This is a genomic window from Thermogymnomonas acidicola JCM 13583, assembly GCF_001316105.1.
In the GTDB taxonomy this organism is placed as follows: domain Archaea; phylum Thermoplasmatota; class Thermoplasmata; order Thermoplasmatales; family Thermoplasmataceae; genus Thermogymnomonas; species Thermogymnomonas acidicola.
This window is the reverse complement of sequence record NZ_BBCP01000003.1, coordinates 35,614-50,653: the sequence shown is the minus strand read 5'-3', so window position 1 is coordinate 50,653 and position 15,040 is coordinate 35,614. Positions and strand designations below refer to the sequence as shown.

10 protein-coding genes and 6 pseudogenes are annotated in these 15,040 nt (G+C 56.8%); 12 read left to right on the top strand and 4 right to left on the bottom strand.

What is annotated here, in order from left to right:
* Positions 1-85 precede the first annotated feature (85 nt).
* The 6 genes and pseudogenes from amrS (at position 86) to JCM13583_RS03270 (ending at position 7,345) form a co-directional block, all read left to right on the top strand.
* Positions 86-1,111: pseudogene (gene amrS, locus JCM13583_RS03295) on the top strand (AmmeMemoRadiSam system radical SAM enzyme).
* Between the two features lie 102 nt (positions 1,112-1,213).
* Positions 1,214-2,841: pseudogene (locus JCM13583_RS03290) on the top strand (B12-binding domain-containing radical SAM protein).
* Between the two features lie 137 nt (positions 2,842-2,978).
* A pseudogene (locus JCM13583_RS03285) lies at positions 2,979-4,529 on the top strand (aldehyde dehydrogenase family protein).
* A 263-nt stretch (positions 4,530-4,792) separates the two neighbouring features.
* Positions 4,793-5,302, top strand: coding sequence for a methylenetetrahydrofolate reductase (locus JCM13583_RS03280; protein WP_075056686.1), 510 nt, complete (start codon positions 4,793-4,795; stop codon positions 5,300-5,302).
* Between the two features lie 100 nt (positions 5,303-5,402).
* Positions 5,403-6,305 carry a hypothetical protein gene (locus tag JCM13583_RS03275; RefSeq protein WP_075056685.1) on the top strand — a complete coding sequence of 301 codons (903 nt, stop codon included), beginning with the start codon at positions 5,403-5,405 and terminating at the stop codon, positions 6,303-6,305.
* Positions 6,306-7,345: pseudogene (locus JCM13583_RS03270) on the top strand (methionine synthase). It abuts the gene before it with no gap.
* Here JCM13583_RS03270 and JCM13583_RS03265 read toward each other — a convergent pair.
* Genes JCM13583_RS03265 through JCM13583_RS03250 form a run of 4 tightly spaced genes read right to left on the bottom strand, consistent with a single transcriptional unit; the run spans position 7,346 to position 10,710 of the window.
* Complete coding sequence (locus JCM13583_RS03265; RefSeq protein WP_075056684.1) at positions 7,346-8,869, bottom strand: hypothetical protein; 1,524 nt, start codon at positions 8,867-8,869, stop codon at positions 7,346-7,348.
* On the bottom strand, positions 8,830-9,510 hold the full coding sequence (locus JCM13583_RS03260; protein ID WP_075056683.1) for a hypothetical protein: 681 nt from the start codon (positions 9,508-9,510) through the stop codon (positions 8,830-8,832). Before JCM13583_RS03260 ends, JCM13583_RS03265 begins: the two co-directional genes overlap by 40 nt.
* Positions 9,453-9,932, bottom strand: a complete 480-nt coding sequence (locus JCM13583_RS03255; RefSeq protein WP_162509313.1) for a hypothetical protein — start codon at positions 9,930-9,932, stop codon at positions 9,453-9,455. The genes JCM13583_RS03260 and JCM13583_RS03255 overlap by 58 nt, the downstream gene beginning before the upstream one ends.
* The gene (locus JCM13583_RS03250) at positions 9,877-10,710 is read right to left on the bottom strand and encodes a hypothetical protein (protein ID WP_162509312.1); all 834 of its coding nucleotides are present in this window, start codon (positions 10,708-10,710) and stop codon (positions 9,877-9,879) included. The genes JCM13583_RS03255 and JCM13583_RS03250 overlap by 56 nt, the downstream gene beginning before the upstream one ends.
* A gap of 104 nt (positions 10,711-10,814) precedes the next feature.
* Here JCM13583_RS03250 and JCM13583_RS03245 point away from each other — a divergent pair, with 104 nt between their 5' ends.
* The 6 genes and pseudogenes from JCM13583_RS03245 (at position 10,815) to JCM13583_RS03220 (ending at position 15,039) form a co-directional block, all read left to right on the top strand.
* On the top strand, positions 10,815-11,330 hold the full coding sequence (locus tag JCM13583_RS03245) for a hypothetical protein (RefSeq protein ID WP_162509360.1): 516 nt from the start codon (positions 10,815-10,817) through the stop codon (positions 11,328-11,330).
* Entirely contained in the window at positions 11,239-11,952 is a 714-nt protein-coding gene (locus JCM13583_RS03240; RefSeq protein WP_171823402.1) for a hypothetical protein, read from the top strand. The genes JCM13583_RS03245 and JCM13583_RS03240 overlap by 92 nt, the downstream gene beginning before the upstream one ends.
* Before the next feature lie 64 nt (positions 11,953-12,016).
* Positions 12,017-12,437, top strand: a pseudogene (locus JCM13583_RS03235) (rubrerythrin).
* A 2-nt stretch (positions 12,438-12,439) separates the two neighbouring features.
* Entirely contained in the window at positions 12,440-13,141 is a 702-nt protein-coding gene (locus tag JCM13583_RS03230) for a DUF3501 family protein (protein WP_162509311.1), read from the top strand.
* A pseudogene (locus JCM13583_RS03225) lies at positions 13,074-14,230 on the top strand (acyl-CoA dehydrogenase family protein). The gene JCM13583_RS03230 and the pseudogene JCM13583_RS03225 overlap by 68 nt, the downstream one beginning before the upstream one ends.
* Positions 14,230-15,039 carry a DUF72 domain-containing protein gene (locus JCM13583_RS03220; protein ID WP_075056677.1) on the top strand — a complete coding sequence of 270 codons (810 nt, stop codon included), beginning with the start codon at positions 14,230-14,232 and terminating at the stop codon, positions 15,037-15,039. Before JCM13583_RS03225 ends, JCM13583_RS03220 begins: the two are co-directional and overlap by 1 nt.
* The last annotated feature ends 1 nt before the right edge of the window (position 15,040 follow it).

Genomic DNA, 15,040 nt, shown 5'->3' with positions numbered 1-15,040 from the left:
CGTGGGTCCTCACTGCAACAGTCTTCACGCAGTCCCTCTGGCGGAGAACTGGATAACGCTTTATCCCACCCTTGCATGTGTACATGTGCAGGGTGAGGCAGTACTCTACGAGAAGGTGGGCGGGAAGGTAAGGTGCACGGCATGCAGGAGGTACTGCACACTCGCGGACGGCCAGATAGGGTTCTGCGGTGTCAGGCAGAACATGGGGGGGGCAGGCTCTACCTTAACGTCTACGGAAGGCCCATGGCTGTCCAGATAGACCCCCCCATCGAGAAGAAGCCCGTTCTGCACATGCACCCTGGGTACAGGATACTCTCAATAGGCACTGCCGGCTGCGACTTCGCATGCCAGTTCTGCCAGAACTTCGAGCTGAGCCAGAGGAGGAGGCCGGAAGGGTACGACATGGGGGGGCCGGAAGACATAGTGAGTGAAGCGATCAGTTACGGATGTGGCGGCATAGCTATACATACAACGAGCCCACCATATTCAGCGAGTTCGCCAGGGACGTGGGAGTGCTGGCCAGGAGGGAGGGCCTGATCAACATATTCGTGACGAACGGTTTCGAGACCAGGGAGAGCGTCGGTTTCATTTCCGGTTTCCTAGACGCTGCAACCGTTGACTTCAAGGGTAATGCCTCGAAGGAGTTCTACAGGAAGGTTATGTCAGTGTTCGATGTGGACCTCATTTATGATACCATCGCAGAGATGCTGGCGGGGGGGGAATACACGTTGAGGTCACCGACCTGGTGGTGCCACGGATAGGGGGGGATAGCCTCGATGAGGCCAGGGCCATGCTGGGGGGGCGCATCATGGACATATGCGGCCCGGATGTGCCCATAAGCTTCCTGAGGTTCCACCCGGACTACCGTTTAATGTCCCTGCCTAACACACCCGTCGGGGGGGTGCTCGAACGGCACGCAGAGCTTGCGAAGTCGATGGGCTTCCACTACGTCTACATAGGCAACGTGCCCGGGCACAGGCTCCAGAATACCTACTGCCCCGGGTGCGGCTCATTGCTCGTGGAGAGGGATATGATGAGGACCCTGAGGATCAGGTTAACTCCAGACTCCAGGTGTCCGGACTGTGGATACAGCATACCTTTTGTCCTCTGAGCGTCTTGCCAACAATTAGGTAGTTAATTAATTATAAGGCACCGAAATAAAATGGCCGATCAAGGTTTATAAATCCCCCCCGGAAGCTGGATTCCTATGGCTGTGAGGGCTGTCTTCATCCGCCCTACCAACAAGACCGGAAGTGGTTACCTCACCAAGTGGGGGTTTTCTCCCAACGCCCCCCCTGGGCCTCCTTGACCTGGCGGGGGGGGAGGTGCTCAGGATACCCGGGTCCAGGGTCAAGATCATAGACATGGAGGGTGACAACCTGTCCATAGAGGAGACTGTAAACGCCGCTCTCGAGATGAAGCCTGACATTGTGGGGGGGATAACGCTGCACGCCACAGCTGCCCACGTGAATGCGAGTATCATTGCTAGGAAGATAAAGGAGAGGAGCCCTGAGACCCTCCTGGTGGCGGGGGGGGTCACCACGCCACGTTCCTTCCCAAGGAGATCGTGCGCTCCGGCTTCGACGTCTCTGTACTGGGCGAGGGCGACGAAACCATGTATGAGATAGCTGAGGCGGTGGACCAGGGCACCGGACTGTCAGGAGTCAGGGGGGGCATCGTGTACAGGGACGAGGAGGGCATACACAGGACGAGGCCAAGGCCCCCCCTGATCAGGGACCTGGACACGCTCCCCATGCCTCCCCTTGACCTCCTGGAGAGGGAGAAGTACACGTTCAAGGTGTTCGGTAACGACCAGTATGTCGCGTGCCTGGAGACTGCCAGGGGGTTGCCCGTACGCCTGCGACTTCTGCTCTGTGACACCCACATGGGGAAACAAGTGGAGGAACAAGAGCAACGACAGGATAATGGCGGAACTCCGCGACGCCAAGGCACACGGCTACAACTGGGTCTTCTTCACAGACGATATCTTCGTGGTCTTCCCGAACGTCAGGCAGAGGGACGAGCTGTTCGACAGGATCATAGAGGAGGACCTGGGCCTCAAATACATAGTGCAGATGAGGGCTGACGTGACCGCTAAGAACAAGCCCCTCATAGAGAAGGCTGCCAGGGCAGGGGTGAAGGTGGCCTTCCTCGGAGTGGAATCTGGGAGCGAAGAGGTGCTGAAGAAGATGCACAAGGGCGAGTTCACGCCACAGTCCGTGGACGCAGTGAACACACTCTCAAGGAACGGCATAGTCACCCTCGTCGGCATGATGGTCGGCGCACCATACGAGAGGCTCCGCGATATCATAGCATCAATCCGCTTCTCCAGGAAACTGGCCAGGGCAGGCGCAGACGCAATCCAGTTCTCAATCTACACGCCCCTTCCTGGGACACGCGTCTTCGATGACGCCGTCAGGAACAACCTCCTCTTCACCCTGGACTGGGACAGGTACGACATAGTGACCCCCCCTGTGATGAAGACGCGGCTGGGGGCCAGTCACGGTTCAGATTGCACAGTTCTACGCAACCTACAGCTTCTACCTCTACAAGTACTTCAGGGGGGAAGATAAAGAACATAAAGGAGAGGGACCCGGAGAAGGAGAGGCTTATGAAGAACTCCATGGACTTCATAATGAAGATGATGCCCAGCTACCTCAGAGACATAGCAGACTTCCCGAGATTCCTCCTCCAGACATATGACCTGTACTGGCAGAGCAAGAGGAGGCCAAACATCGATCCAGGCACGTGGAAGAGGTGATGGAGACCTCAAACAAGATCGTATACGAGATAACGGACGGTGGGAAGAACCCGTACTTCCTCATCAAGGAATCGAAGTGATATCCCCCCCAACAATATGGGACACGAATGGAGTGCGCCTCCCTTTTGGCCTGGCTGCCTGGGCCACTTTAACCTGTTTTTCTTAACCAACCACCCTGTGTGAAGTTATATTCAGTTCCTCCAGATCTTCCCCCCCTATGGACATTGCAGATGTGAGGAGGAGGGTGGAGGAGCACTTCTCCCTAGGCGGCAAACTGGAGGCCACATACTATGGAAAGTGGGCCGCGGGCACAAGGAAACACACTGTTGTGAGCCCGGTGGACGGAGAACCTGTGGCCGATGTCATGCTTTCAGATACCACTGCTTACGAGGATGCAGTGAAGGCCTCTACCAGGGCATTCGAGGAGTGGAGGGAGTGGCCTGCGCCCAAGAGGGGGGCAGCTGATCAGGAAGATAGGCGAGAGGCTCAGGGAGGAGAGGGACATGCTGGGCCTCGTGGTCACCCTGGAGGTGGGCAAGACAATAACTGAGGGGGCAGGGCGAGATACAGGAGATGATCGATATCTCTGACTTCTCCCTCGGGCTATCCAGGCAGGTGTATGGCCTGACCATGGCAAGCGAGAGGCCGCACCACAGGCTCTATGAGCAGTGGCTCCCCCTGGGGGGCCAGTGGGTGTGATCACGGCCTTCAACTTCCCCGCCTCCGTGTGGTCCTGGAACTCGTTCATCGCTGCCACGGTGGGTGACACTGTGATCTGGAAGCCTTCCACCAAGCTGTGCTTACCGCCATAATGGTAATGAGGACCGTGGCGGAGGTGGTGGAGGAGGAATCGGCACCCCCCCATCTTCACGATGGTAGCAGGCCCAGGTGTGGAGATGGGCGAAATGCTCGCCTCTGACCCCAGGGTACCGCTCATCTCCTTCACCGGTTCTGTCAGGACCGGACGGAGGATAGCCGAGAGGGTTTCTTCCAGGCTTGGCCGCACCATACTCGAACTCGGGGGGGGCAACAACGCCGCAATCGTCTCGGACAAGGCTGACATGGAGGTTGCGCTGAAAGGGGGGGTGCTTTTCGGGGGGGCCCTGGCAACCGCAGGGCAGAGGTGCACATCCACCAGGAGGGTGATAGTTTCTGAGAAGATCTACAGCGAGTTCGTCTCCAGGCTCGTCAAGGCATACTCGTCTGTGAGGGTAGGAGATCCAAGCCAGGAGGGTGTCCTCGTTGGCCCCCCTGATAGACAGGGAAGCGGTAGAGAAGTTCACGAACGCGGTCAAGAGGGCGGAGGAGGAGGGCGGAAAGGTGCTCTTCGGGGGCAGGCCAAAGACGGTGGACGGCCTCAGAGGGTACTATGTGGAACCCACCATAATCGAGGCCAGGAAGGACATGGAGATATGCAGGGAGGAGACCTTCGCTCCCATCCTGTACGTCTTCAAGTACCGTGACCTCAGGGAGGCCATAGAGATACACAACAGCGTGCCTCAGGGACTGTCCTCCGCAATATTCACCACAGACCTGCGCGAGGAGGAGGAGTTCCTGTCGCCCCACGGCTCTGACTGCGGCATCGCCAATGTGAACACGAGCACGGCTGGCGCTGAGATAGGTGGCGCCTCGGGGGGGAGAGAAGGAGACGGGCGGCGGCAGGGAGAGCGGCAGCGACGCATGGAAGAACTACATGCGGAGGCAGACGGTGACCAAGAATTACGGCCATGACCTGCCACTGGCACAGGGCGTGCGGTTCGACATATGAATGAGCACTGGTAATACAAATATGACTAACCATTATTTCTTACCTTAAATATCTCGATGGTCGCAAGTGGTATGATGCTGAAGTCCGTTGAGATAGTCCCCCAGGAAGTCGCCCGGCCTTGAAGACCTTATGGAAGCGGGCCGAGTGCTTGACGGTGTTGCTGACATGGTGACGGTGCCGGAGAACCCCCCCATGGGCCTGCCCGGCATTGACCCTATCCTATCGCTCTACGTTGCCACCAGGGGGGGACTTCACTGAAACCTATGCCGCACATAACTCCGAGGGACAAGAACGGCCTCCAGATCAGTGCCCAGGTCATAACGGGGGGGATAAAGGCAGGCATAGACAGCTTCTTCGTGATAGGCGGTGACCCCCCCATATCCAGCCAGTCGGAATCCAGGGAGGTCAGGGAGCTCGACGTCATGGGCACCATCAGGAGGGTCAAGAGGAGTACCGTGTACATGAAGGACTATGAGGGCAGTGTAACCGTCGGCTCCTCGCTGAACCCTTACAGGGACGTTGAGGAACAGGTCGTCAGGGCCAAGAGGGAGGCCGGGGCAGACTTCTTCATAACGCAGGCCGTGTACGAGCCTGAACTGCTGCAGAAGGAGTGGATCAGGAACAGGGACTTCAGGCTCTCCTTAGGCTTCATACCCATCAGGAGGGAATCCCAGCTGAAGTCCATAGAGGCCATGGGGGGGTCCGGCTCTCCGAAGAAACGAAGCGCAAGCTCTCCGGCTCAGACCCGCTGGCTGCTTCCAGGGGCATATTAGAAAGGCTCGTGGAGGAACTGAGGGGGCTACGTCGATGGGGTGCATATCATGCCGCTTGGAAGGAACGACATAGCGAGGGAGTTTCTGGAGGTTGTCTGATATGGGACAGGTCAGGTCTCTTCTTTATGGTATATTCCCGAGGTCAGAGCAGCTGAGGCTGACCTACGGAAGGTGGGAGAGGGGTTCTGTCGGGACTGATGAGGTGAAGGAAAGGATCAGGGAGGAGAAGGAGAAATTCTATGGGATGTGCAGGAACATAGACCTTGTGACCGATCCCCCCCTGTTCAACTGGCATGACATCCTGAGGCCGCTGGCACTGGCCACAGACGGCATCACCCTGGGGGGGCCGCTGACCAGGTACCTGGAGACGAACACCTTCTACAGGGAACCACTGGTATCAAAGGTTGGCAAACTGAGATTCGACCCATATTCGGATGCAGAGGTCGAGGAGAACCCGCCCATGCCCATCTACATGCCCAGGGACAGCGGCTGGGCCACTTTCCTGCCCTCGCCCCCCCTGACGTTCGTGAAGCTCTCGAGGCTTCATGGCATATCCGAAGGGGATGCAGTTAAGGGCCTTGTGGACATATACAGGCAGGTCCAGGGGGGGAAGTCAGGGACAAAGAACATGGTGCTATTCGAGGCACTGCCTTACGGAAAGGACGACCTCACGGTCCTGGATCCGCTTTTCAGGGACTACAAGGTCACGCTTGTGGTGCAGGGAAGGTTCAGCGAGAAGCCATTCCAGGGCCTGCACAACAGGCCTGATACTCTGGTGGTTGATCTTTCCGACATTGAGGCAGCATCCAGGGTGTGCAGGAACGTGGGCGTGAAGGCACTCGACGCCCACAACACCAGGCTGGAGGGGAAGGATGCCATGAGGAACCTGGAAGACACAGCCTCAACGCTGAGCGGGGACCTATACGTCACGACCAACGACTACCTGGACTTCCTACCCAGGGGCATTGCGGAGAAGAAGGTTGCCATAATGGAGGCGATCTGAATGGAACAGATACTCATAACCCAGGAGATAGGCAGCTTCAGGAAGCCACTGTACCTTAGCTCGAAGTTCCACTCCATACAGGGCACCGAGGAGTTCAGGCAGCTGGCAGGAAAGGCCACACTGGAGACACTCGATCTGTTCAGGAAGGCAGGGCTGGACAACCTGGCGTCGGTGGGGGGGAGATGTTCAGGTGGGAGATGTACGAGCACCCGGCCAGCAGGATAGACGGAATAGAGTTCTATGGCCTAGTGAGGTCATTCGACAACCGGTACTACAGGAAAGGGAGTGTGGTCAGAGACATAAGAAGGAAGGAACCCTTCCACATCGATGAGCTCAGGTTCCTGCTTGACAGCGCAGTTGAGAGGATAAAGATGCCAATCACCGGGCCCTACACCATGATGGACTGGTCATTCAACGAGCATTACAGTGACAGGCACAGCCTGGCCATGGCATATGCTGAGATCATAAACCAGGAGATCAAGGAGATGTATGAGCTCTGGAAGAGGTCGGGCAGGAAGGAGAGGTTTGAGGTGCAGATAGACGAGCCCGCTACCACAACACACCCGTCAGAGATGGACATTGTCGTCGATTCGATAAATAGGTGCACTGAGGGCCTAAGCGGTGTTGAGTTCAGCCTCCATGTGTGTTACAGCAAGGACTACAGGATACTTTACGACAGGATACCTGAAATGAACATAGACGGCTATAACCTGGAGTACGCGAACAGGGACCCGCTCGCACCCGGATCGGAGCGCCTGGGGGGGTACAGTGACCTGAAGTACTTCGCGCAGGTAAACGAGACGGTATCGAAGAAGAGGTTCGTAGGCATAGGGGGGGTCACAGACGTGCACATAGACACCGTGGAACCTGTGGACCTTATCAGGAAGCGCATAGAGTACGCGATCTCGGTCGTAGATGACCCCAGGCTAGTGAAGGTGAACCCGGACTGCGGCCTGCGCACCAGGTCCAGGGAGGTGGGCTTCCAGAAGCTTAAGAACATGGTGGACGCAGTCAGGGCCCTGAGGGAAGAGATCCTGTGATCATTCCCCGTACCTCTTCCTTTTTCTGAATATCCTCACTGCATAGGTTACGTAGAGCACGATGCCCACCACTATAACCACGTTAAGTGCCAGCAGCCCTATGTTAGTGTAGCCTATGCGGAACTCACCGCTCCCGAATATCTGGCCGTTAGACGTCCTCACTATCACCATGGCATAGTAAGTCTTCCCGGGATAGACATTGTCCAGGATCACGTAAGTGTGCTTCTGCGAAGTTATAGTCATGGTCGTATAGTTGGTGAAGGACGAGCTGTTGGAAATGTAGAGGGTGTAAGACTGGAAGCCCGATCCGGTGTACTGTGACCAGGAGACGTATGCGAAGTAGAACAGGAAGGGGAAGTTCCTGAGCAGGTATATGTGAGGTATCACCGATACGTTGACCTCCTGCGGCTGGAGGTAAAAGACAACACTCGAAGACCTGTCAAAAGTCTCGTTCGAGCTCAGGTTCCTGTAGAGTGGGGGGGCCTCTATCCTGACACTGTACGTGCCGGGTTCCACATAGGCGGTGAAGTTCCCCCCCGTCCCGTTTGTGTAAACGTAAAGGCTGCCCAGCGACACGTTCGCGTTGACGACCGGGTAGTGGTAGAGGGCATCCTCCACCGCTCCCTGTACGACCACGTAATCAGTTGCCAGAGGCTCCAGCTGGGCCTCCTCAGTAACGTTCCTGCCGGGCAGGAGTTCAAGCTGGATGGTGTCGCTGTAGTACCCACTGGCTGAAACCGTTAGGTTGATCTCCTGTGGGGTGGAGGAGATGGTGTAGAACCCGCCGTCCCTTACCATGCTGACGTGTTTCGCATCTACGGTTGCAGTTCCGGGTGACACGTATAGCGTCACTGTGACGTTGTACGGCATAAGGGTAACGTTCAGGCCCTCCCCGGCCGTTACGTTCCCCTTATACGGGTGTTCGCCTTTGGCGGTTATGGATACACTGTTCGATGTGTCCAGGGCAGCCACCCTGATGCTTTTGCTGCCCGTGTAGTGGTAGAAGTAGTCAACTGTGGCGTTGTACACCTCATACCTGTCGGTCTGTGCGGACGTGCTGACGTTAAGGCTCGCGTAGCCGAAGTACGGCACAGCGACGTACCTTGAGATGTCCACGCCGGGTGCGCTGTACGTCACCAGGTATATGCCTCCCCCCCTGCTGAACGGGAAGGTCATGTTGTAACCAGTGGACACCGCCGTGCCATTGACATACCACACGCCAGGCGGCAGCCCACGGGTGTGGAAATGCCCCTCTATGGCACCGTTGCCGAATGCCAGCCAGTACTCTATCTGTCCTGTCCCGTTACCCTGTGCGCCACCTATCCTGGGCACTCCCGTGGAGAACAGGTACCCGGCACTGTTGCTGGACACGTTCACACTGGAATAGTTCTGCATGTTCAGGTAGTCCAGAGTGCCGGTGTAAACATCCGGCTGGCCGCTGACTGCCGTGCCGTTGATCAGTATGCCCGAGAACTGTGCAGTGCTTATGTCCGAGAGGTTGTACTCGGATCCCGCAACATCCACCCTATGATGGGGGGGTATGACTGGCCCTTGAACGAGACCAGTGTGTTGAATGTGAAGTGGTAGACTATGCCGGACGTCAAATTGATGTACTCACTGAGACCGTAGTCCGTGTAACTGGCCGAGATTTCGGCGGAGAACCCTGCCGCCTGGGCTGCACCGCTGGCCACCTGCCTCGAGTCCAGCGCCACCTGCCCGTCCTGCTCCACCTCTGCTATCGCGTACACACCTGTGGAGTTCACCCCCCCTATGCCTACCTTGGTGTAGTTGAACTCGTCGTTGTAAAAACCAACGTAGTAAAAATCAGTCCCGTTGATCACATACTGTGCCACGTAATCCCTCATGGATACCTGGGCACTGACCGATGTGGCGTTCAGGTAGCTGCCAGTGAACTCCTCGTAGGTCCCGTATGGGAGGTACAGGTAGTAGGTGAGGACCATAAGGTTGTACACCATGGGCGTTCCCAGGCCCGTAACAGGGTTCCAGCCGGGCCCGGCGTTATACACGCCGTTCGTGCCCTGCGTGATCTGGACGAACGCGTCACTGTAGTAGGGAGTCCTGTAGATCTGGTAGAGCATCGGGGGGGTTATGAGGCCAACCGGCCTGTGGTCGAACTGGTCGATGAGTGCAATGATGCTGACCATATTGGTGCGCCCACACTGGTGCCCCCCCCTATCTGCCTCTCCGTGCCATCGGTAACCACAAGCACCCCGGTCTCAGGGTTGGCCACCATGCAACGTCGGGCAAGCCCCCTCATGGTGGAGTTGATGCCGGGGGGGCCTGCCTGGAAGTACGGCCTGGAGAAGTTGGCACTGAACCCGCCACCGCTCCCGAACGTGGTGCCGTCATAGTATCCACCCCATGCGGTCTGCTGGTACGGGTTGTCGTAGTACAGTGATGTGCCACCCACAGCAAGCACGTAAGGGTCAGATGCAGGGAAGTTGACGGTGGGCGAGCTTTCGCCGTCCAGGCCTCCCTGGTCACCTGAGGCCGCAACCACTGTTATGTTCTCAGCTGCGGCCTGCTCGAACACCTTGTTCGCCACCTCCATCTGGGACTGGCCCACCTGGTTCTCCGGCAGGCCCCCAGCTCAGGGAGATAACGTTTCCGAGCCTCTCGTCAACTGCGTAGCTCACGGCCTGCTGCAGTACATTGCTGTCCGCTGAGGGTGCTACGACGAGGATCACCCTGGCACCTGGCGCCATGGCGTGGGCCCATTCCACATCGGTGGAGGTCTCCACGGCCCAGCTGCTGTTGTACTGGGCCGGCTCGCCCATCGGGTATATGACCTTCAGGTTTATGGGCGGCAGGCCAGTTATGTTATCGAAAGCCGCAACGTCGTAGTTGAGGTTTGGGTCGCCATAGGCGTCCACTATCACTATCGTGGTGCCGTTTCCATAGACGCCTTCCGAGTAGGCCTCGTCGAACTGGTACGCTTTTGCTATCTGTGAGGGTGTGTAGTAGATGCCGGAGGAGCCAACCTGCAGGGGGGGCACTATGTACGGAACAGCGTAATGCACGCCGCTGGAAAGTGCGTATTCGATGCCTGTGGCCTGCCGGATAGCAGAAAGGGAACCGGCGATCTCGCTGTAGGCTGAGGCGGGGAATGTGAACGAGATGAGTGAACCTGCATACGTGTAGTTTATTCCCATCTGCCTCAGCAGGCCGGTGACGTAGGCTGCCTGTGTGGCGTCAGGGACATAGGCTTCACCGGACCATATGCCAGTAACGTTCACGGGCTGCCCGCTGCTGGCTGTGGCCGCAACAGGTTCCGGCTTCACCGAGTGTGATGGTTTTCCTGAAACGGATGCGGTTGATAGGTATGCGCTTGATAGTATTAGCATAATTATTATAATTATAATCATTAGAACCCTTTTTTGCATGGGTAAACGATCACAAACCTAATTAAAATACTATTCCATAGGTTAAGGTGGACAGATCCACGGCCATGCTCCACTCTGCATTCAGGGAATACTACTCCTCATGGGAGCCGGATGGCCCTGACAACATCTCCTCAAGGGAGATAGGCCTGATCCCATTCGAGGGCACAATGGTCAGGCACAGGAAGTTCAGGAGCCTCCTTGAGGCCAGGGCAATGTGTGCCAGGGATCCGCCCAGGCACCTCTACTACTCTTCTGCATATTACAGGAAGCCGGATGAGAGGTCAATGGAGGGTAAGGGCTGGTTGGGTGCGGAGCTGATCTTTGACCTGGATGCAGACCACATACCAGGCGCCTCAAACATGAGCTACGAGGCGATACTCGGAGAGGTGAAGAAGCACACCATCAGGCTGGTAAAGAACTTCCTAATCGGCTCGCTGGGCGTGCCGCGTGATTCGATCAAGGTCTACTTCTCTGGTGGCCGTGGATACCATGTGCACATACAGGACGACGCAGTCTACACACTCGATTCGGATTCCAGGAGGGAGATCGCTGACTACGTTAGGGGGGGGAGGGGGGGATAACATTTTCAGAGATAAGGAAGAACTCCTTTCTGCTCAGCGGTGCAATGGGGGGGGCTGGATCAGCTCCATAGACCGCTTCGTTTCTTCAGTGTTCGCGGAGGTCTACAGGGGCTCGAACATTGGCATACTCAAGGACGATGAGCTCTCTGATATCCTGTCACGCAGGAACTCCCCCCCGGTCATAGTGGACAGGACAAGGACTGCGAGTAGGGAGCAGGTGCTGAGCAGCCCTGGCCACCTGAAGTACAGGCTTGATATCAGTGAGGCGGAGCAGAAGGTGTTCGAGTGGGCAACCACCACATACCTTGAGAGGGAGAGGTCTGAGATCGATGAGCCCGTGACCACAGACGTGCACAGGCTGATCAGGTTCCCCATGAGCCTGCACGGGAAGTCTGGCCTCATGGTCCTGCCTGTCCCTCTCGACGGTCTGGAGGAGTTCGATCCCCTGGTGTCTGCCGTGCCGGAGAGGTTCAGGGATGGGGGGGAGTGCAGGGTCGAGCTCCCAGCAGGCTTTTCAGTTTGGTTCATGGGCAGGAAGTTCGAGCTGGACGCGGGTGTCCATAGTGTAGATAGGGCCCTCGGCATATTCCTGGTCGCATCCGGCAGGGCTAAATTTGTATAGATATTAATTAGTAATCATTCCAATAAATTCAAATATGATAATTCGATACATCCCTGGTGGCAAAATGGATCTGAAGAACAGCAAGACTCTGGAGAACCTGAAAATGGGTTTTGCGGGTGAGGCGCAGGCGAACAGGAGGTATCTGTACTTCGCACAGAAGGCAGACGAGGAGGGCTACCAGGAGATAGCGGCCGTTTTCAGGTCAACGGCAGACGGTGAGACTGCGCACGCATTCGGTCACCTCAAGTACCTGCAGCTTGTTGGCGACCCTGTGACCGGAGAGCCCATAGGGACAACAGAGCAGAACCTCAAGAGCGCCATAGCAGGAGAGACATACGAGTACTCCCAGATGTACCTGGCTTTGCAAAGGTAGCGAGGGAGGAGGGCTTCGAAGACATAGCCCACTGGTTTGAGGTGCTTGCCAAGCGGAGAAGTCTCACGCCAAGAAGTACGAGGAGACGCTGCAGAAGCTGAAGCAGCAGTGAACATGCTGGAGATAAGGAGGGAGGAGGTTCTACCTCCTCAGATTTATGAGAAGGAAAGGGACAGGATAGTCAAGGAGATAATTGAGATAAAGAAGAGGAGGAGGGTCTCAACCAGGACCTTCAGCTTCCTCTTTGAGTGCAAGGACACAGTGCTCAACCAGATCAATGAGATGGTGTTCATAGAGAACGTGCACGATGAGGAGGAGATAAGGAGGCTGATCAGGGTCTACAGTGACCTACTGCCCGGCAGAAACGAGCTGAGCGTGTCTATGTTCATTGAGTTCGACACACAGGACAAGCTCATACGGGAGATGCCAAGGCTTGCAGGGATAGAGAAGCATGTATACATGACTTTCGGGAACTCAGAGATACACGCAATACCGGAAGAGGGGGGGAGGTCAACGGACACGCTCGAGAGCACTCTCCAGTACCTGCGTTTCAGGTTCACTGACAAGCAGCTCTCGGAGTTCATGGAAGCAAGGAACGTATACATAGAGACAAGGCACCCGGGGGGTACGAGGAGAGCGCCCGGATACCGGAGGACCTCCTGGAGACCCTCAAGAGTGAGCTCATATCGGGCCGTTGAAGGGGGGGCCCGAAGCACCAATTTATATCGATTCTTGACATGGCTCATGCATGCTTTCAGGCCTCAAGGAGACGGAGGAGCAGGTCCTCAAGGTAGTCAGGGAATTCGCCCAGAATGAGGTCAAGCCCAGGGCCAGGCAGATAGATGAGGAGGAGAACGTCCCACAGGACCTCATAGACAGGATGAGGGCCCTTGGCCTCTTCTCCATCTACATTCCGGAGAAGTACGGTGGCGCAGGCCTCGGCTTCGAGCTTCTTGTCAGGGTCATTGAGGAGATATCAAAGGCCTGCCCGAGCACCGCACTGGTGCTTGACGGTGCACTGACACTGTTTGCCGAGCCCATCCTCATGTTTGGCAGCGAGGAACTGAAGAAAAGGTACCTCACGCAGGTGGCCCAGGGAGCAGTGGGCGGCCTGGCCATAACGGAGCCAGGCGCAGGGAGCGATGCAGCATCCATCAGGACAACTGCTGTGAGGAAGGGCAGTAGCTTTGTCGTTAACGGAACGAAGCTCTTCATCTCCAACGGGAGGATAGCGAAGTTCTTCGTCTTCGATGCTGTAACGGACTCCGGGAAGAGGCACAGGGGGGGCATCACGACATTCGTTGTCGATGCTGGCACGCCAGGACTGAGGATAAGCAGGGACATCAGGAAGATGGGGCTGAGGGGGGGGAGTTCCACAGTTGAACTCGTCTTCGAAGACGTGGAGGTGCCTGAGGAAAACATAGTGGGCCAGCTCAACGACGGCTTCAGGGTCATAATGGAGACACTCGATGCAGGGCGGATCGGCATAGCGGCCCAAGCACTCGGCATCGCAGAGGCTGCTTACGAGGAAGCCCTGGAGTACTCCAAGAACAGGAAGCAGTTCGGGCAGGCAATATCCGAGTTCGAGGGGGGGATACAGTTCAAGCTGGCGGACATGGCCACGAGGATAGAGGCAAGCAGGCTCCTGACATATGAGGCCGCGCGCCTCTGGGCAGTGGGCCAGAGGGCCATAAAGCTCGCCTCCATGGCAAAGATGTATGCTTCAGAGACAGCCATGTTCGTGGCCAAGGAGGCAATACAGATCTTTGGGGGGGCTACGGCTACACCAAGGACTTTGACGTCGAGAGGCACCTGAGGGATGCGAAGATAACGGAGATCTATGAGGGCACAAACGAGATACAGAGGATAGTGATAGCCAGGGAGATCCTGAAGGGGGGGCACTGATGGTCAGGTACTGGGCTGGCTGCAGCGGCTGGAGTTACAGTGACTGGGTCGGCACATTCTACCCTCCGTCTACCAGGGACCACCTGTCATTCTACAGCAGCGTGTTCAACACCGTGGAGGTCGATTCCACATTCTACCGGCAGCCCTCAGGCATATCTGTGGACAGGTGGATAAGGACAGTATCGGGCAGGGAGTTCATGTTCTCTGTGAAGGCCCCCCAGGGCTGTGACGCACGAGGCCCTCTTCAGGAGCGCAGAACTTGCCTCGGCCTCACTTGCCGTCTTCGAGGACGAGGTGCTGGAGAGGTTCCGCAGCAAAGGCGTCCTGGCTACTGCCTGATACAGCTGCCGCCAGCCTTCGGCCCTGGGAACATGGAGTCTCTGATTGGGCTTCTCGGGGAGGCCAGGACGGGGAGGTACAGGTACGCGGTGGAGTTCAGGAACAGGGCACTCTACTCCAGGGAATACTACAGCAGGCTGGTTGAGGTAGGAGTCCTTCCAGTCACACTGGACAGCCCGGAGTCAAGGATCTCCGGCGTCAATGAACTTTCCGGCCAGGCATACGTTAGGCTACACGGCCGCAACTACGAAGCCTGGTACAGGAAGTCGGATGCACTGCCCTTCGACTATGAATACAGTGACAGCGAACTTGAAAGCATAGTGGGCATCATAAGGGGCAGCAGTGGCCTGGAGGAGGTCTTCATCTACTTCAACAACCACCCCCCCTCTGGGAAGGCCCCCCCAAGGAATGCCATCAGGGCCATGGATATGCTCGGCATAACCAGGAACCTGGGGGGGAGGATAGTTTAGG